The organism is Corynebacterium intestinale (assembly GCF_023574125.1).
In the GTDB taxonomy this organism is placed as follows: domain Bacteria; phylum Actinomycetota; class Actinomycetes; order Mycobacteriales; family Mycobacteriaceae; genus Corynebacterium; species Corynebacterium hesseae.
Window position 1 is genome coordinate 337,940 of sequence record NZ_JAMKFF010000001.1, and the last position, 16,506, is coordinate 354,445.

The window sequence follows — 16,506 nt, forward strand, 5'->3', positions numbered from 1 at the left end:
ATGTCTCACGTTTATGTCCTGGTTGAGCACGAAGCAGAGCAGCTCAGCCCCGTTACCGGCGAGCTGATTACCGCCGCCCGCGCACTCGGTACCGTCTCCGCCGTGGTCGTGGCCAAGGATGCCGCTACCGCCGCCTCCTTCGACGCCGAGCTGGGCAACCTCGGTGCAGCCCAGGTAGTTCAGGCCACCGCCGCGGACTATGAGCAGCGCATCGTCACCCCGGAGGTTGACGCCCTCCACGCCCTGGCCGCCAATAACCCGGCGCCCATCGTGCTGGCAGCCACCCCGACCAACAACGAGATCGCCGGCCGCCTCGCCGCCCGCCTGGGCTCGGGCGCCCTGGTCAACGTCGACGGCATCAACGCTGACGGCTCCGCACACCACACCATTTTCGGCGGCTCCTACGAGACCTCCTCCACGGCCACCGGCTCTGTGGTCTACACTCTGCGCCCTGGCTCCGTGGCTGCTGAACCCCAGCCGGTCACCGCGGCACCCGCGCCCTTCGAGCTGCCAGCCGCCACCGCGAAGGACGTCACCGTCACCTCCTTCACCCCGGCAGAGAAGACCGCCCGCCCGGAGCTGACCTCCGCGAAGGTCGTCGTCGCCGGCGGCCGCGGCGTGGGCGACAAGTTCGCCGACGTGGTGGAGCCGCTTGCCGACGTCCTCGGTGGCGCCGTCGGCGCCACCCGCGACGCCGTGGACGAAGGCTTCTACGACCCGGCCCACCAGGTGGGCCAGACCGGCGTGACCGTCTCCCCGAAGCTCTACATCGGCCTCGGCATCTCCGGCGCTATCCAGCACACCTCCGGCATGCAGACCTCGGAGACCATCGTTGTGGTCAACCAGGATCAGGACGAGCCGTTCTTCCAGATCGCCGACCTCGGCGTGGTGGGTGACCTCCACGAGATCGCCCCGGCGCTGGTCACCGAGCTTGAGTCCCGCAAGGGGGCCGGCAACTAATGCCTCGCTACCTCGATTACGCAGCTACCCAACCCATGCGCCAGTGCGCCATCGACGCCTGGGTCGACGCCGCCGGGTCCCTGAACCCCGGCTCGGCTTATGGCTCCGGCCGCAAGGCGCGCTCCGTGTTGGATGACGCCCGCGAGACTGTCGCCGAGCTGCTCGGCTGCGAACCCATCGAGGTAGTCTTCACCTCCTCCGGCACGGAGGCGGACAACATTGCCATTCAGGGTCTCTTCCGTGCGGGGTCGGATACGACACCGCACATCATCTCGACCCCCATCGAGCACCCCGCCGTCCTGGAGACCGTGGACAAGCTCCGCGCTGAGCACGGCGCTACCGTTGACCTGCTTCCGGTCGATTCCACCGGCCACGTCAGCGACCTCGCAGCCCTGGATACCCCGGCCGCGGTGGCCACCTGCATGTGGGCCAATAACGAGACCGGCGCCATCCAGCCGGTCGCAGACATTGTTCAGCGCGCCGCCGCGCAGAGCACCCCTGTGCACATCGACGCTGTGCAGGTCACCGGTAAGCTGCCCATCAATTTCCATGAGCTGGGTGCCACCACATTGGCGGCCAGCGCCCACAAGTTCGGCGGGCCCCGCGGCATCGGCCTGCTGCTCGCACGCCGCACCCCGGCGCCTCAACCCATTGCCTTCGGCGGCGGCCAGGAGCGTGGCATCCGCCCCGGCACCGTGGACGTGGCCAGCGCGAGCGCACTCGCCGCGGCTCTGCGTGAATCTGTCGCGGACATGGAGCAGGAGACCGCTCGCCTGAGCGCACTCCGCGATAAGCTCAAGGCCGGCATCGAGTCCAGCATCGACAACGTCATCATCAACTCCGTCGAGCCCACCTTGGCTTCTCACCTCCACGTGTCCTTCCCGGGCACGGATGGTGACAGCCTCATCATGCTTCTCGACGCCTCCGGTATCGAAGCCTCCGCCGGCTCCGCCTGCCACGCGGGCGTTAACCGCATGTCCCACGTGCTCGAGGCCATGGGCATCGACGAGGAACACGGTCGCGGCAGCCTGCGCTTCAGCCTGGGGCGCCTCACCACCGACGAGGACATTGACGCCGTCCTGGCAGAGCTTCCGGAGCTCATTCGTCGCGCTCGTTCGGTTTAGCGCAAGTATTCAATCAAGATCACAGCTATTCGGGCATATTCACAGGGAGACTACAGCGCTTTCGGCTCGGCGCGGGTCTAAGTTTAATCCGTGAATAATTTCATCCAGTCCGTGCTGGGCTTACCGCTGACGGATCCCGTGAACGGTGGGATCTACATCGCCATATTGGGCATCAGCGCGATTCTCATCGCATGGCGCCTGCACAAACGCGATTTCGTGTCCTTCCTTCTCGCCGCAGTCATTGCCACCGTGGCCTACTTCGCGCTTAAGCATTGGGATGTTCCGTTCTACCTTTTCGTTGCCGGGCTGGTCCCCATCGCGGGGCTCATCTCCCTCATTCACCATGCGGGCCGACGTGTCCTTATGGCCGTGATAGCAGCATTCTCGGCACTTGCGGTGGCTGGCCTGGCCAATATGGAGTACCAGTCCTATCCGGACATCGCCTCGCTCGATCCCACGCCGGTGGCCCAGGAGATGGACTACGGCCAATTCAAGGCCATCAAGTCCGCGGATTCCGCTGCGATTGTGCACCTAGATCTTCCGGGTACCAAGTCAGGATTCACCGCACGCCAGGCCATTGCCTACATCCCGCCGGCCTATTGGAGCAAGAAGGATATGAATCTTCCCGTCCTAGTCCTGCTCCACGGCAACCCGGGTGGGCCCGAGCAGTGGTTCGGCTCTGGCGAGGCGGCCGAAACCGCCGATGCTTTCCAGCGCGCCAATGGGGGACTAAGTCCCATCGTCGTGGCGGTCGACGCCACTGGTAGCGAGACCGCCAATCCCATCTGCGCCGACTCTTCCGTGGCTAAGGTCATGACGTACCTAGCTATCGACGTGCCGAAGGGCATCAAGAGCGCCTTCCGCGTGGACGAAAATCAACAGCAGTGGACCGTTGCTGGTTTGTCCTACGGAGGAACCTGTTCGTTGCAGATCCTCACCAACCACCCAGACGCTTATGGCAATGCCGTCGACATCTCCGGCGAGGCGGAACCGACCATTGGCAAGCACGTTGATACCGTGGCCAAGTTTTATGGGGGCGATGAAGCCGCTTACCAAGCCGCTAATCCCGCACACCTGCTAGCGACGAAAAAGTACCCCGACCACCAATCAATCTTCATCGCCGGAAATCGCGACGCTGCCGCGGTGAAAGCACTCAGCCAACTGAGCGATGCCGCGCGCGAAGCCGGCATGGCCACCTACTATACCTCCCGTCCAGGCGGCCACTCCTTCGAGGTGTGGCGCCCAGCCCTGCGTGAGACTTTCGCCTGGATTGCCCGCCGCGGCGGGCTCACCGACATCACCGATCCCTTCGATGGAGTGCAGAATTCCGATGTCCACCGCTAATACTGAGACCGTCACTAGTTCCACAACCACCACCAGCACCATTACTGCGATTCTTGGCCGCGCACCCGTCGCCTGGCTGCTTATTGCAGTGATGTGGCTGCTCGCTGTCCTTAACGCGCTGGATAAGGGGATCAGTGATGCCATTGTCAGCATGGGCCTGACCGGCCGCACGTTAGGTGCCGTCGTGGCGTTGACGTTCATGGCTCTGGGCTTCGTCCTCCCGGCGGAACGCACACTCGGCTCCCTGAAAACTCTCGGCGTCGGCGTGGTTTCCCAACTCGTCTCAGTTCCGGTGGCTTTCGTGGCTGCCCACGGCATTGAGGAAGTTGGCCTTAACCGCTGGGGCGATGACCTGCTCAGTGCCACCGCGCTGTCACCTATCGGTTTCATTGTCGGCACGGCGGGATTCACCTCCGCGTGGATGCCGCGCCTGTGGCAGCGTCGTGTGCGCCTGTCCATCCTGGCGCTCACCGTGACGATGGCGCTTTACGGTGGCACCTTTAGTGACGTCCTCGGCGTAACCGCTTCCGCGCTATCAATCCTCGCCGGCATTCTGTGGGCGGTCTATGCGCCGAATACGAAGGCCGAACGCCCCTCAGCGTTTCGCCGCGCCTCGGTTCCTGAACGCCGCGTGCTTACCGCACTCGTCCTCGGCATTGTGGCCATCGGCCCAGTCTTCGTGGCGCTTGACCCATTGGCGGAGGGCCCGTTCAGCCAAGTTACGCGGCTCATGTGGTCCTTTAACTCTGCTAATTACCATGCCGCTGAAGTATGCCAAGATGCCCCTGCAGGCCAGGCCTGCCTAGCTGCTCTCGATGTTGCCCGCGTCCACGGCGTTGGACCGGTCATCGCCAGCCTCATGCCGTTGCTGATCCAGCTCGTGCTTTGTTTCGGTCTGATCCGCGGACGCCGCCTGGCCTGGTGGCTGTCCGGTGCGGTGCAGCTCCTGGTCATCGCGGTGCTGTTGGTGCAGCTGCGTGACTTCGGCGAGGACGGCATTGTTCTCTACGGCGTTAACCTCGCCGCCGTGGTGCTGCCCTGGGCCGCATGCCTTGTCGTACTCGTCTGGAACCGCCGCGTATTCCACATCCACGAAAGCGCCCGCGCACTGGGCAAGTCCGCAGTAAAGATTGCGGTTGTCTTCGTCATCACGGCTGCCCTCTGGTTCTTCGGAGCATTGCTTTTCAAAGGCGGCTTCGTCGAGTCAGCCACCGCCGGCACCATCCTCGCCGAACTCCCACTGCGCTACGTCCCACCAGTTGTGGCCACGCTGCTACCGCTCAAGCTCGCGCCGACCACGTGGCTGACCTGGGCCCTCTACGAGTGGGTCGGCACACTGTTTTGGATGTACACCGCCTGGGCGGCCTACCGAATGTTTGCGACACCAGCGAACCCTGAGGCCGCAGAGGCCCGCGAGCGCGCCCGCGCCATCCTTGAACAGGGTAGCGGCGACCACCTCTCCGCCATGACCCTGTGGAAGGGAAACCGCTACTTCTTCGCCGCTAACAACTACGTGGCCTACCGCGTCCACAACGGGATTGCGCTCAGCCTCGGCGAGCCAGTGGGCAATGACCCGCAGGCCACCGCAGCCGCCTTCGAAGAATTCGCCCGCGAACAAGGCTGGCGCCCAGCCTGGTACTCGGTACGGGAAAGCTTCACCCGCCCAGGCTTCCGCCGTCTCGAAATAGCTGAGGAGGCCGTCCTGGACACCTCTAACACCGAGTTCAAAGGCAAGAAATTCCAGAACATCCGCACGGCCCGTAACAAGGCCAGCAAGGAGGGCGTGACCACGTTGTGGACGGAGTGGAAGGACCTTGATCTTGCCACCCGCAACAAGATTGCGGAGCTCTCCGAAGAATGGGTCTCTGACAAAGCTCTCCCGGAGATGGGCTTTACTTTGGGCGGTGTTAAAGAGCTGCGGGAGGAAGGCACCAAACTACTACTCGCGCTGGGGGAGGACGGCACGCTGCACGGCGTGACATCCTGGCTCCCTGTTCGCGAAAACGGCAGCGTGGTGGGCTACACCCTCGACGTCATGCGCCGCGCCGACCACGGCTTCAAGGGCGCTATCGAGCTGCTCCTTTCCGAGGCCATGATCATTGCCGCCGGCGAAGGCTGTGCCTGGATTTCACTCTCCGGCGCGCCCTTGTCAGGTACACCAGAGGAACCCGGGCTTCTCGACGCCCTCCTCACCCGCCTCGGCGAAGAAATGGAGCCTCTCTACGGCTTCCGCAGCCTGGCTGCCTCCAAACGCAAGTTCCAGCCGGAAGAGCACAAGTGGTACCTAGCCTACAACGATGAGCTGGCGCTGCCTGCCATCGGCTTGGCCGTCGTCCACGCCTACGTACCCGACATGAGCGCAGCTGACGCCGCCCGGGCGGTGAAGACGTGGCTGCAGGAGCGTCGCCAAGCACTGCGCGATTCCCAGAGCCGTGGCACCTAGAACATGAACTTCGGCCCGAAGTAGACAACGATGGGCACGATACTCAGGATTGCTAGCACAAGTGCGAAGAAGGCGGTCCTCCTGCGCGAGGATGGTTCATCGGATAAGAGCGACTTGAAGCCCAGAAAGGCAAAGAGCGGTGCGAGAACCGGGGTGGCGAAGCACAGCCCAATGAAGGCGAAGATTCCGAAGAAACCGAATAGGGCCGAGGCGGGTTCCTCGACGGCATCGGCGACGAATAGTGAGAGGAACCCAAGCGCCCAGCCGCACAGAATGGTGATGGATCCCCACAAGGCGAGTTTCTCGTTGAAGACTCTTGCCAGGCCACGGCGTAAAGGCAGCCCTGATTCCTGGGATTCTTGGAAAGCCTGGGGCGCGGAGGGCTCGGCGTTCTGATCCATGGAGCTGTCCTTCTTCGGTATCAGTCTGTGGCGCTGTCAGTGGCTAAGCGATCGGTGGTGAATTTGATGCGCAGTGTAGCAGCGGTTGTTGCTGCTGGGAGTGATGTCCAGGACTGCGTTAAGGATGTGGCAAACGAGTTTAAAGTTTCGCGTGTTGCAACTGTGACTGATGTTGTTAAAGCGGTAGTGTGGCGCGCATGAGCCATGCACGTCGCCTTGTTACCGCCGCCGTTACCGCAGTAGCGGCCGTGGCACTGTCCGTATCCACCGCCGTTGCCATCCCGTCCACCGCACCTTCCGGTGTGGATGTTTCCGGCAATAACCACGCGTCCCTTCGCGGAATCGATTGGGACGCCGTGAAGTCCGATGGGCAGTCCTATGCCTTCGTGAAGGCCACTGAAGGCGTTGGGTTTGTTAACAACCACTTCGTACGCGATGCCAATGCCGCCGCAGCTGCTGGACTGAAGGTCGGCGCTTACCACTACGCGCGCCCGGCTGGTGATGCCAAGCAGCAGGCGGCCAGCTTCGCCTCCCAGATTGCACTGGTGCCGACGCAAACTCTGCCGCCGGTGCTCGACATTGAGGTCGATGAGGGCCTGAGTACTGCTCAGCTGGAGGAGTGGATCGACACCTTCATGACTGAGGTGAAGACCCTAACCGGCCGCACGCCAATGCTGTACACCTATAAGTACTTCTGGATGGGCCAGATGGGCAATTCCACGCGCTTCTCCGAGTATCCGCTGTGGTTGGCGGCCTACCAGGACACCGCGCCGGAACCGGTCGGTGGCTGGGACAAGCTGGCTTTCTGGCAGCGCTCCGGCAGCGGCCGTGTTGCCGGTATCGAAACCGATGTTGACATGAACCTCTTTAACGGTACTGAGGCACAGCTGCAGTCCTTCTCCGGCGGCAACTACATTGATTTCGGCGGAATCTTGGATGACATGGTCATCCCGGGCGTTGACCTGGGCGACGACGCCGGCGTGCTGATCGCTGGAATCCTGGCTCTGGCAGCGGGTGCTGTGGCCGTGCCGGCCGTCGCCGATGCCGCCAAGAACGCGGGCCTCGACGTCGATGCGACCGGCCTCATTGAACAGGCGGAAAAGCTGCTTAACGACGGCGCCATTAGCACCGATGACCTCAAGGACATGGCCAACAATGACGCCAGCATCGGCGATCTAGCCATCTTCCTTGATAACGCGCAGCACCTCCAGGACGTTGACGCCGATAACGTCAGCCAGCAGGACGTGGAGAACGCCGACCGTGCCGCACGCAGCGCTGGTCACGCCGCAGGCGTTGCGGTGCCTAATCTCGACTCCAAGCAAGTGGCGGATCTGCTCAATAGTCTGCGTTAATCGCTACCCGGTGACGGGGCGTCGTGGCGCGGATTAGCCCCCTTAAAGAAGCGGCGGGTCCAGGACTCGTCGCGAAAGTGCGCGGGCACCGCACCGGACAGCAGTGGTTTAGAAAGCGCGGCGGCTTGCGGGGAGCCGTCGACAGGCAGCTCGGTGTCTGAGCCGATGAGGATGATGTTGCCGTAGCGCCGGCCTTTGAGCATGGGAGGGTCGGCAATAACGGCAACGTGTGTAAAGACTTCTGCCATTCCGGCGAGTTCTGCCTTCGCCCCTTGCAGGTCGGAGTGGTCACCGCAGTTGGCCACGTAGAGCCCGTCTGGGGTGAGCGTGGCGTGGGCGTGCTGGAAGAACTCTTGGGTGGTGAGAGGCTCCGGCGTGACGGCGCCGGCGAAGACGTCGCGGATGATGACGTCGAAGCGATTCGGAGGGAAGCCTTCCGTCACTGCGCGTGCCTCACCGGCGCGTATTTTCACGCGGGGAGCGGCAGGGATATCGGCCAGCTCACGGATGAGCTCGGCCAGTTTCGCGTCGAGCTCTACCACCGTGTTGTGGGACTCCGGCCACAGGTCTGCGAAGTAGCGGGGGAGAGAACAGCCACCGCCGCCCAGGTGGAGCAGGCGCTTGCCAGGCGCTAGGTTTTCTACCGCTGCAGCAATCCAACGCATGTACTCGAATTCGAGGGTGCGTGGCTCTTCGGGGATGAGGTGTGAGGAGGGCACGCCGTTGATGTTGAGGATGAAGGCGCCATCGCTGAATGGGTCGGCTTCGATGACGAGCTCGCCGGTGGAAATCTCGTAGGTGCCCGCGATTGAATCGGTCTTGTTGCGCTTTCTTCCCATAATGCCTTTTAGCTTAGGGAATAGAGCGTGAGTTCAGTGTGTTGGGGTATGGGGTACACCGCGACTAGCCTAAGTGGACGAAAGAAGGAAGAAGGGGAAAGCATGCGAGTATTGGTAGCCATGTCCGGCGGCGTCGATTCCTCGGTCGCAGCCGCACGCGCGGTGGAGGCGGGCCACGAGGTCATTGGTGTGCACCTGGCCCTGCACAAGGATGCGCAGCAGACTCGTGAGAAGGCGCGCGGCTGCTGCTCCTTGGAGGATTCCGCCGATGCCCGCCGTATTTGCGACAAGCTCGGCATTCCTTTCTATGTGTGGGACTTCTCCGAGGAGTTCAAGGAAGCCGTCATCGGCGATTTCGTGGACTCCTATGCCCGCGGCGAGACCCCGAATCCGTGCCTGCGCTGCAACGAGAAGATCAAGTTCGCAGCCCTTCTGCGCAAGGGCATGGCGCTGGGCTTCGATGCGGTGGCTACGGGCCACTATGCCACTATCGACGCCGACGGCTACATGCGCCGCTCCCTGGATGAGAACAAGGACCAGTCTTATGTGCTGGGTGTTATTACCAAGGAGGAGCTGGACCACTGCTTCTTCCCGATTGGTGATACTCCGAAGCCGCAAATCCGCGAGGAGGCCAAGCGCCATGGTTTCTCCACGGCAGCCAAGCCGGATTCTTATGACATCTGCTTCATCCCGGACGGCAATACCCAGGCCTTCCTGGGTCGTTCCATCGGCCTGCGTCCAGGCATGATCGTGGACACCGAGGGCAATGAGCTCAAGGAACACGATGGCGCGTGGAACTATACCATCGGCCAGCGCAAGGGCTTGGACATCAAGACGCCGACTGCCGACGGCTCCCCGCGCTACGTCACCGACATCGACGCGGCCACCGGCACCGTCACCGTCGGGTCGCGCGCAGACCTGGCCGTGACCCGTATCGAGGCCGACCGCCTGAAGTACCTGCACCCCGCGATGGAAGGTGACTTCGACTGCGAGGTGCAGGTGCGCGCCCACGGTTCCGTCGTTCCCTGCCACGCTCACGTGGACCGCGAAGCCGACCGCATGACGCTGGAACTGAAGGAGCCTCTCTCCGGTGTGGCTCGTGGCCAAGCCGCTGTGCTCTATCTGCCGAGCCCGGACGAGCTGGGCGATATTGTGCTGGGCTCCGGCACCATCTGCGGGACCGAGTAGTTTTAGCGAAGCACGCAGTCAGCGATGAGTCGATCGAGTGCCCGAATATCGACTTTGGGCCCGATGTTGATTTTGAAGTGGCCAGCTCGTGTCCAGAGCTCCAGTTCAGCATTTACGTCTAGGAGCTTCCCTGCATTCTCCGTCGACCACATATTAATGGAGGAGTAAGGGAGAGAATAGATTTCGACTTTCTTTCCAGTGAGACCTTGAGAATCTCGGATAATCAATCGGTGGCTAGTGAAGACCGCTGCGTCTCGGACAGTTTTAAATGCGCAGATGGGCTTTTCGTTGGCTGCGAGAACTGACGGAATATCGCTCGGAATCTCGCAAGGAGAATAGAAGGTCCAGCCAGAAAACTGTTCAAGTGCCACGGGAGTATCCTTTACTATCTGCGACTTAGTGGTTTGTGAATTGCATTATAGATGTCGCAGTAGTCTTTGATTCGGTATTAGAAGAAAAACATTCGGGAAGGAGAACGGATGACGGGATTTGCCCTTGGCCCCATGCCCGGCACCTCCATGGCGGAGGCCGCGGACATCATCATGGGGGAGACCGAACTTCCTGCCATCCCGCAGCTGCCCGAGCGTGGGTTGGGGTCGGATGCGGTGGGCCGCACGGCCAGCATGCTGGAGGCTATCTCCATCGACCGGGGCCCGCGCTCGTGGCGCATGACTGCGCGCCCGCAGCTGCTGACCCGCCGCACGTGGGACCGCTTGGAGCGCGACCTCGACGAGGTCCAGGAAGTCTGGGGCGAAACCGTGCCTCGCGTCAAGGTGCAAGCTCTTGGCCCCTGGTCGCTCGCGGCGAGCATTGAGCTTTCCGACGGGCACCGCGTCCTCACCGACCGCGGCGCCTTTAACGAGCTCGCGGAGTCACTTCTCTACGGAGTCCGTGTCCACGCCGCGGATGTCGCGCGCCGTTTCCACGGGGAGGCCGTCGTCCAGCTCGACGAGCCCCTGCTTGCCGACGTCATCTTCGGCCGACTCCCCGGCACCACCGACTTCGACACCATCCCGGCGGTCCCGGATGAGGTCGCGCTCGATCTCCTGCAGTCCTTCGAAGCAGACTACCTACACGCCCCGCCGCTGTGGTCGCTAGCGCCTGCTGCCAAGACCTTCCTCACGGATTTCCGCGGTCTGGAGACCCCGCGCCACCTTGATGGCTTGGGCGAACACCTTAACGCGGGCCACCGCATTGGTCTGGGCATTGAAGGCTCCGATGCCCGCGCGGAGGCCATCGCGCTGGCCCAGCACCTCGACCGTATTGGCATGCCATGCGACCTGCTCGTCGACCGTTTCGACGTCTATCCCGTCAAGGCCTCCGCCAGATCCCTGCGCTCGGTTACCGAGACCGCCGGCATCCTCACTCGCGATGCCGGTGACCTTTAGTCAACCCGCCCCAAGCTATCCGTCGCGGTGAAAAAAGACTCCATATACGGGATGACGAACTGGAGCTGGCCGTGGGCGGTGGGTTCGATGAGGTCGGCGTCGATAAGCCGCTGGCGCGTGGCCGACAGTGAGCGCACCGTCCGGTCCTGGTGCGCGGCGATGTTCTTGATTTCTGCCGTACCGTCCTCCATGACCGCGCTCATCGCTTCGAGGAAGAGACGCTGCGCCGGCGGAAGCTTCAGGGTAGCGGGCTGGTGGACCTGGGCGCCCAGCACTGAGATAGCCTCGGCCGACACTGCTGCGACGTCACTCACCTCGATACTGCTTCCACCATCACGCTGCGCCTTCCCCCAAGCCAGTGAGCCCACCAGCTGCACCATGTAGGGGTAGCCGCGCGACAGCCTCACCGCTGCCGCAACCGCATCATCGGTGAACTCGAGCCCGGACTGTGAGGCGGTTTCGGTGAAGGCCACCTCGGCGTTTGCGGGGGAGAGCGGGCCCAGAACGAACTTCTGCGCGCGGCGCAGGAAGGTTACACCAGGCAGGTCTAGCAGGCGGTTGACTCCCTGCGGAAGACCCGCGGCGACAATGGCGACATCGAGCTCATCGCGCACCAAGTCTTGGTAGGTCACGGCCAGGGAAGTTAGGTCCTCCGCGTCTGCGTCCTGTACCTCGTCGATGGTCAACAGCACGCCAGTGCCTTTGAGCATGCCTAAAAGCTCGCGCAGGCGGGTGTTCAACGTGGGTTTGTAGGCCTCCTCAGTGTTGTGCTGGATGCCAATGGTTGCCACACCACCAATGCCGACGCGGTTGACCTTGTGCTTGTCCGCCGGGGCCAGCTTGTCCATGATGCGCGGGATGGTGGTGTCAACGAGCTCGTCAACCATGGAGCTGCGTCCCGAGGCTCGCAATGTGATCCACCCGCGACTAGAGGCGATATCTTCTATCTCGTTGAGCAGGACCGTCTTACCGATACCGCGTGCGCCGCTAATGATGAGCGAGCGGCCCGGGCTGCCTGGTTGGGAGTCAAGCGCTGCGCGGAAGGTGTCGAGCACTGCCGTGCGGCCGACCCAGAATAGTGGTGGAACGCCGAAGGTGGGGCGGAAGGGATTCTCATGCTGGGACATAGGCCCATCCTAGAGTATTGGGAGATTTGGGAGACTTTTTAAACTCAGGAGATTTGGGAGACTTTTCTGAGGGTGTCGACTAGGGAGACCAACTATCTCTCTCGTCCTCTATGCGTCTCGTCCGGCGCGGATTGCGGCGACGACGTCGAAGTCTCCCTTCACATCGATAGGTGCACGCTGGGAGAGTTCGGTCGCCTTTTCTTCGATGGACTTTCTGTTAGCAGTGAATGGGGATGACGCGGCCATAGTGAGGATGTTGCGCACGTAGTCTTCGAGGGAAACACCAGCGGTAGCGGCGCGGTGCTGAAGAGTTGCGATGGTTGTACTGTCTACGTCCTGAATTTCAACGGTGCAGGTAGGGGAGGAGCTCATAGTGCTATCGTACGGGAGCTTCTTGACCAGCGTCTGCGTGGCTAGAAGGCTGCACGGCCTGCCAAGCTACCGCGCCGATGTGTAGCGAGCAGGCTGCGACAAGGGCGTACCACCAGCCAAAACTGACCGAGGTATGCCAGGGCATGGCGTAGCCGACAAAGAGTATGGCGAGGATCGCAATCGCCGCGGTGACGATGTGATTTGCCGTGGAAAGGGGCTTTCTCAGGGCCTTCCATGCGGCCCAGAGCTCCGAAGCGGTGATGACGGCGAGCGCTACGGTGAGGAACATGGTTACTCCTTAAGATGCGAGCTCGTCGAATAGAGCTTGGGCAAGATCTTCGGTGCCGACGGGGGAATCGTTGTTGGCGAAGGCGGCCCGTTTGGTTTCCGGATCGATGACGAGCATGGTCGAGTAACCGTAGGTGCCGCCGTTGTGCCAGTACCCAGCATTGTCCTTGCTGGGAGGCTGCCAGCCGTAGTCGATATCGCCGTTCTTCATAAACCACTCAGCGAATTTGGCCATGTCACTCGCCGTAGAGCGAATCGCTCCCGCAGGTGCGGAGCCTTCCATCTCCCAGGGGTCAGCGTGGCGGCCGGTGGCGGTAAGTCCCCGTGGAGCGTCGGCAGGCACAGAGCCCGGCGTCATGAGGTAGGTCTCCGTCATGCCGGCCGTTTTGAAGATGCGCTCCTTGAGCATCTGCTCATAAGGCTGCCCAGCGGCGGTTTCCACCATGTGGCCCAAGAGTCCGTACCCAAGATTGGAATAGGACTCTTCGCCGCGGCCTTTCAGCTCAGACCGCGTGGCTGCATCCATGATGTCTTCGGTGGTTTCGCCCTCATAAGGGTTGGCGCCGGTAATGGCCGAAATAAGGCTGCCTAGAACATCGTTGCTGGCCAGCCGAGGAAGGCCAGAGGTGTGGTCGAGCAGCTCCCTTACAGTGACGTCGGCGACGGGTGCATCGCCAACCTCGAGGACTTCGCCGACGGTCGTGTCGGGGCTCAGCTTCCCCTCTTCAACGAGCTGGTGGGCTAGCTCGCCGGTAAACATCTTGGTGACGGAGCCGATTTCGACCTCCGTGTGCTCGTCGCTGCCTAACCCTGCGAAGGTGGCCTCGCCGTCCTGGAGGGTGAAGGCGGTGAGGTTGTGGAAGCCGGACTCTGAGTGCTGTTCCAGCTGGGTGGCTAGGGTTTCGTCGCCAGTCTTGTCTTGTGCCAGCGTAATTCTCTGTGGGCCTGCGACAAGCAGGACGGCGGCAACGGCAGTAGCAGTGATGACGGCTAGGACAATTTTGCGCATTAATGGTCCTCGCTTGCGGTGATAATGGTGAGCAGGGGAATGACGCGGGGCGGGCGGATGGAGTATTCGCCGCCAGACTTCGTGGTCCAGCCCGCATGGGTTAGGGCGCTCAAGTGGTGGTAAGCGGTGCCGGTGGAGGAGACGATGTTTTCTTCGACAAGCTCGGCGGCGGTGGCGGGTGCGGCGAGGAGGCGGCGGAGGATTTCGCCGCGGACGGGATGGGCCAGCGCGGAGAGGCGCTCGAGATTCTCCGCCCAGCTCTCATCGGTAACGAACGTGGTGGGGCGCTGCCATTGATAGGCGTACGAGCGCTTGCCGACGTTTATGTTGCCGCCAAAGATGACGGAACCGTCGGGAAGCTGCTCGTTGGGTGCGAGGGCGTCGACCAGCCAGTAGGTCGAGTCTTCTTCAGTGGTGGTGGGTGTAGGTCTGGCGTCGGCAGTGTTCGTGCGCCCTTCGAGCGCGGCGACGCGCGCTTCAAGCTCGGCGAGGCGTGCTTCGACTGTTGTGTCCATGGTTTCTAGAATTCCAGAAATCTAGAAACCTGGCAAGGATTAGTTGAGGATTGGGTACTGGAGTTAAGAAATCATCGGCCACGCGGTGGAGACATCCGAGGCATCCCGACCGCGTCCTTCCAGGTACTTCTTGAAGGACTCGCGGTCCTTGTACCACTCGACGGCCTGGTATTCCATGAGCTCGTTGGTGTCCATCTGCGCTAGCTCGGGGAAGTGCTGGCGCACTTGCTTCCAAGCGACGCGGGCGGCCGCGAGGGCGTCGGCAGTAGCCTCATGCGCGTTGCTCAGCTCCACGCCATAGTGGGCGGAGACCTCCTCCAAGGTGCGCTTGCCCTTGCGCCACTTGTCCTTCACCCGGTCGATGACGAAAGGATCGAATACCGGACCATTGACCGTGAAGTCCCCGGTCAGCGCGCGCAGTACGGAGAGATCGTAAGCGGCGTTATAGACAATGAGCGTAAGACCTTCCTCCCAGGCCTGGTAGATGGCATCGACCGTCTCCTTGAGGACTTCGTCGTGCGGGCGACCCTCCGCGCGGGCCTTCTCAGTAGTGATGCCGTGAATCTTGGCGGCCTCCTCGGGGATCTCCACGCCTGGGTCAGCGAGCATCTCCCGCTTATCTACCTCGCGCCCGTCGATACGAACCAGGGCAGAGGTGACGATGCGGGCTTCTTTGGGCTTTACGGAGGTGGTCTCGAGGTCGAAGGAGAGCATACGGGTGGCGTCGAAGTTCATGGACAACACTCTAGCGCCCGGCTCGGACATGCACTGTGGAAGTCCTGCAGAATGACGGACGAACCCTTGCAGAATGACGGACAAACAGCTGCAGAATGACGGACGAACCCTTGCAGAATGACCAACTGCAGGTAGAGTGTTATTTATGGAACGGTATATTAGGCGCGGCATGGAAGGTTTTGCCCGAGAAGCATTGACCTTCTCTCCCGTTGTCCACGTCACGGGCGCACGGCAGGTTGGCAAGTCGACGTTGACAAGGCATCTCGGCCTTGAACGTGCGGTATATGTAACGCTCGATGATCCCGCAGCCCTTTCACTAGCGGAGGAAGATCCGACGACCTTTGTGCAGCAAGGCGGTGACGCAACGCTGATTATTGATGAAATTCAGCGGCTTCCCGAGCTCACCCTGCCGTTAAAGGCTGAGGTGGATAGGAACCGCCGGCCAGGTCGATTCATCATTACCGGTTCCTCAGATTTTGCCCGGGGAGTAGGTAAGAAGGATTCCCTTGCAGGAAGAATTATTGATCTCCATTTGCACCCACTGAGCCAACAAGAAATTTGTGAAACGGTCAGTGACGGCGCCTTTGTAGATAGGCTCGATGAGCTCCTCGGATTGCCTGTGCGTTCGGTTCCTACGGAACAAGTAGATCGAGCTGGCTTGGTGGACAAAGTACTCAAGGGTGGCTACCCGGTTGCATTAGAGCTGCAAGATCGGATGCGCCGAGCTTGGTTCGAGTCTTATGTTTCACATGTGACGGTGATTGAAGAAACCCTATCCCGGGAAAGCGCACAGCCGGGAAGGTTGCAATCGTTGTTGCGACTACTCGCAGCACATCAGGCGGGGGAGTTAGTTCCGGCGAAGCTCGCACGTGAAGCGGAAATCCCAGCGTCCACTGTCCGCTCCTACCTCGATACATTGTCAAGGCTGTTTCTTTCCTCACAGGCGAAAGCGTGGAAACCAAATCTGACGTCGCGAGAAATATCCAAGCCCAAAAGTTGGGTCACTGATTCCGGTCTGGCTTCCTGGTTAGCGGGGCAAACTCGAGACATGCTCATGAATCCGCTGGTGCAGTCGCATCTAGGGCATTTAGTGGAAGGGTTTGTCCTTCAGGAACTTTCTGTCCAGCAGGGTTGGGCTGAAAGTCAGCATCAGCTGCTCCACTGGCGTGATAGTGCCGGGATGGAAGCGGATGTTGTCATCGAATTCGCGGACAATAGCATCGCTGCGCTTGAGGTTAAATCCGGTGCGACAGTCAAGGCAGGACAGGTTCGGCATTTGCGTGCACTGAACGAGAAACTAGGGCCCCGTTTCCGTGGAGGATTTGTCTTGGCTCCGATTCCCTATATGCAGCCCTTGGGAGACAAACTTTGTGCGCTACCGATGTCATATTTGTGGCGTGGATAGGACGTTTGGCCAGGAA

General features: G+C 61.5%; 17 protein-coding genes. 8 read left to right on the forward strand and 9 right to left on the reverse strand.

Annotated features, from left to right (window positions below):
* The 4 genes from M5J06_RS01540 to M5J06_RS01555 all read left to right on the forward strand — a co-directional run bounded on the left by M5J06_RS01540 (position 1) and on the right by M5J06_RS01555 (position 5,871).
* Positions 1–960: an electron transfer flavoprotein subunit alpha/FixB family protein gene (locus M5J06_RS01540; protein ID WP_070561702.1), complete on the forward strand. Its 960-nt coding sequence runs from the start codon at positions 1–3 to the stop codon at positions 958–960.
* On the forward strand, positions 960–2,084 hold the full coding sequence (locus tag M5J06_RS01545; protein WP_250223789.1) for a cysteine desulfurase family protein: 1,125 nt from the start codon (positions 960–962) through the stop codon (positions 2,082–2,084). Before M5J06_RS01540 ends, M5J06_RS01545 begins: the two co-directional genes overlap by 1 nt.
* A 90-nt stretch (positions 2,085–2,174) precedes the next feature.
* Positions 2,175–3,428, forward strand: coding sequence for an alpha/beta hydrolase (locus M5J06_RS01550; RefSeq protein WP_250223790.1), 1,254 nt, complete (start codon positions 2,175–2,177; stop codon positions 3,426–3,428).
* Complete coding sequence (locus M5J06_RS01555; protein ID WP_250223791.1) at positions 3,415–5,871, forward strand: bifunctional lysylphosphatidylglycerol flippase/synthetase MprF; 2,457 nt, start codon at positions 3,415–3,417, stop codon at positions 5,869–5,871. Before M5J06_RS01550 ends, M5J06_RS01555 begins: the two co-directional genes overlap by 14 nt.
* Here M5J06_RS01555 and M5J06_RS01560 read toward each other — a convergent pair.
* The gene (locus M5J06_RS01560; RefSeq protein WP_154762065.1) at positions 5,868–6,272 is read right to left on the reverse strand and encodes a hypothetical protein; all 405 of its coding nucleotides are present in this window, start codon (positions 6,270–6,272) and stop codon (positions 5,868–5,870) included. The genes M5J06_RS01555 and M5J06_RS01560 overlap by 4 nt on opposite strands.
* 197 nt (positions 6,273–6,469) lie before the next feature.
* Here M5J06_RS01560 and M5J06_RS01565 point away from each other — a divergent pair, with 197 nt between their 5' ends.
* Positions 6,470–7,624, forward strand: coding sequence for a glycoside hydrolase family 25 protein (locus tag M5J06_RS01565; protein ID WP_250223792.1), 1,155 nt, complete (start codon positions 6,470–6,472; stop codon positions 7,622–7,624).
* Here the strand turns inward: M5J06_RS01565 and M5J06_RS01570 are convergent.
* The gene (locus tag M5J06_RS01570) at positions 7,621–8,463 is read right to left on the reverse strand and encodes a spermidine synthase (RefSeq protein WP_250223793.1); all 843 of its coding nucleotides are present in this window, start codon (positions 8,461–8,463) and stop codon (positions 7,621–7,623) included. The two genes, M5J06_RS01565 and M5J06_RS01570, sit on opposite strands and share 4 nt — an antisense overlap.
* A gap of 102 nt (positions 8,464–8,565) precedes the next feature.
* On the opposite strand from M5J06_RS01570, the gene mnmA reads away from it, so the two are divergent.
* Positions 8,566–9,651: a tRNA 2-thiouridine(34) synthase MnmA gene (gene mnmA, locus M5J06_RS01575; protein WP_250223794.1), complete on the forward strand. Its 1,086-nt coding sequence runs from the start codon at positions 8,566–8,568 to the stop codon at positions 9,649–9,651.
* 2 nt (positions 9,652–9,653) lie between these two features.
* Here mnmA and M5J06_RS01580 read toward each other — a convergent pair whose 3' ends face one another.
* On the reverse strand, positions 9,654–10,022 hold the full coding sequence (locus tag M5J06_RS01580; protein WP_070525234.1) for a PH domain-containing protein: 369 nt from the start codon (positions 10,020–10,022) through the stop codon (positions 9,654–9,656).
* Positions 10,023–10,130: 108 nt separating this feature from the next.
* On the opposite strand from M5J06_RS01580, the gene M5J06_RS01585 reads away from it, so the two are divergent.
* Positions 10,131–11,039, forward strand: a complete 909-nt coding sequence (locus M5J06_RS01585; RefSeq protein WP_250223795.1) for a uroporphyrinogen decarboxylase/cobalamine-independent methonine synthase family protein — start codon at positions 10,131–10,133, stop codon at positions 11,037–11,039.
* On the opposite strand, the gene M5J06_RS01590 is transcribed toward M5J06_RS01585, so the two are convergent.
* The 6 genes from M5J06_RS01590 to M5J06_RS01615 all read right to left on the reverse strand — a co-directional run bounded on the left by M5J06_RS01590 (position 11,036) and on the right by M5J06_RS01615 (position 15,085).
* Positions 11,036–12,166, reverse strand: coding sequence for an ATP-binding protein (locus M5J06_RS01590; protein WP_154737048.1), 1,131 nt, complete (start codon positions 12,164–12,166; stop codon positions 11,036–11,038). The genes M5J06_RS01585 and M5J06_RS01590 overlap by 4 nt on opposite strands.
* Before the next feature lie 108 nt (positions 12,167–12,274).
* A complete protein-coding gene (locus tag M5J06_RS01595) occupies positions 12,275–12,538 on the reverse strand; it encodes a FitA-like ribbon-helix-helix domain-containing protein (protein ID WP_070528679.1) in 264 nt (87 codons plus the stop codon).
* Positions 12,539–12,542: 4 nt separating this feature from the next.
* Positions 12,543–12,827 carry a hypothetical protein gene (locus M5J06_RS01600; protein ID WP_144015104.1) on the reverse strand — a complete coding sequence of 95 codons (285 nt, stop codon included), beginning with the start codon at positions 12,825–12,827 and terminating at the stop codon, positions 12,543–12,545.
* A 9-nt stretch (positions 12,828–12,836) separates the two neighbouring features.
* On the reverse strand, positions 12,837–13,835 hold the full coding sequence (locus M5J06_RS01605) for a serine hydrolase domain-containing protein (protein ID WP_154737049.1): 999 nt from the start codon (positions 13,833–13,835) through the stop codon (positions 12,837–12,839).
* Positions 13,835–14,350: an ArsR/SmtB family transcription factor gene (locus M5J06_RS01610; protein WP_070563064.1), complete on the reverse strand. Its 516-nt coding sequence runs from the start codon at positions 14,348–14,350 to the stop codon at positions 13,835–13,837. Before M5J06_RS01610 ends, M5J06_RS01605 begins: the two co-directional genes overlap by 1 nt.
* Positions 14,351–14,413: 63 nt before the next feature.
* Positions 14,414–15,085: a 3'-5' exonuclease gene (locus M5J06_RS01615; protein WP_070563067.1), complete on the reverse strand. Its 672-nt coding sequence runs from the start codon at positions 15,083–15,085 to the stop codon at positions 14,414–14,416.
* A 145-nt stretch (positions 15,086–15,230) separates the two neighbouring features.
* On the opposite strand from M5J06_RS01615, the gene M5J06_RS01620 reads away from it, so the two are divergent.
* Positions 15,231–16,490 carry an ATP-binding protein gene (locus M5J06_RS01620; protein WP_250223796.1) on the forward strand — a complete coding sequence of 420 codons (1,260 nt, stop codon included), beginning with the start codon at positions 15,231–15,233 and terminating at the stop codon, positions 16,488–16,490.
* Positions 16,491–16,506: the final 16 nt, after the last annotated feature.

Excerpts from the sequence above, each read along its gene's own strand:
- M5J06_RS01600 (WP_144015104.1), bottom strand. The coding sequence starts at position 12,827 with ATGTTCCTCACCGTAGCGCTCGCCGTCATCACCGCTTCGGAGCTCTGG.
- M5J06_RS01570 (WP_250223793.1), bottom strand. The coding sequence starts at position 8,463 with ATGGGAAGAAAGCGCAACAAGACCGATTCAATCGCGGGCACCTACGAG.
- M5J06_RS01555 (WP_250223791.1), top strand. The coding sequence starts at position 3,415 with ATGTCCACCGCTAATACTGAGACCGTCACTAGTTCCACAACCACCACC.
- M5J06_RS01615 (WP_070563067.1), bottom strand. The coding sequence starts at position 15,085 with ATGAACTTCGACGCCACCCGTATGCTCTCCTTCGACCTCGAGACCACC.
- M5J06_RS01560 (WP_154762065.1), bottom strand. The coding sequence starts at position 6,272 with ATGGATCAGAACGCCGAGCCCTCCGCGCCCCAGGCTTTCCAAGAATCC.
- M5J06_RS01585 (WP_250223795.1), top strand. The coding sequence starts at position 10,131 with ATGACGGGATTTGCCCTTGGCCCCATGCCCGGCACCTCCATGGCGGAG.
- M5J06_RS01595 (WP_070528679.1), bottom strand. The coding sequence starts at position 12,538 with ATGAGCTCCTCCCCTACCTGCACCGTTGAAATTCAGGACGTAGACAGT.
- M5J06_RS01620 (WP_250223796.1), top strand. The coding sequence starts at position 15,231 with ATGGAACGGTATATTAGGCGCGGCATGGAAGGTTTTGCCCGAGAAGCA.
- M5J06_RS01590 (WP_154737048.1), bottom strand. The coding sequence starts at position 12,166 with ATGTCCCAGCATGAGAATCCCTTCCGCCCCACCTTCGGCGTTCCACCA.
- M5J06_RS01565 (WP_250223792.1), top strand. The coding sequence starts at position 6,470 with ATGAGCCATGCACGTCGCCTTGTTACCGCCGCCGTTACCGCAGTAGCG.
- mnmA (WP_250223794.1), top strand. The coding sequence starts at position 8,566 with ATGCGAGTATTGGTAGCCATGTCCGGCGGCGTCGATTCCTCGGTCGCA.
- M5J06_RS01610 (WP_070563064.1), bottom strand. The coding sequence starts at position 14,350 with ATGGACACAACAGTCGAAGCACGCCTCGCCGAGCTTGAAGCGCGCGTC.
- M5J06_RS01545 (WP_250223789.1), top strand. The coding sequence starts at position 960 with ATGCCTCGCTACCTCGATTACGCAGCTACCCAACCCATGCGCCAGTGC.
- M5J06_RS01605 (WP_154737049.1), bottom strand. The coding sequence starts at position 13,835 with ATGCGCAAAATTGTCCTAGCCGTCATCACTGCTACTGCCGTTGCCGCC.
- M5J06_RS01540 (WP_070561702.1), top strand. The coding sequence starts at position 1 with ATGTCTCACGTTTATGTCCTGGTTGAGCACGAAGCAGAGCAGCTCAGC.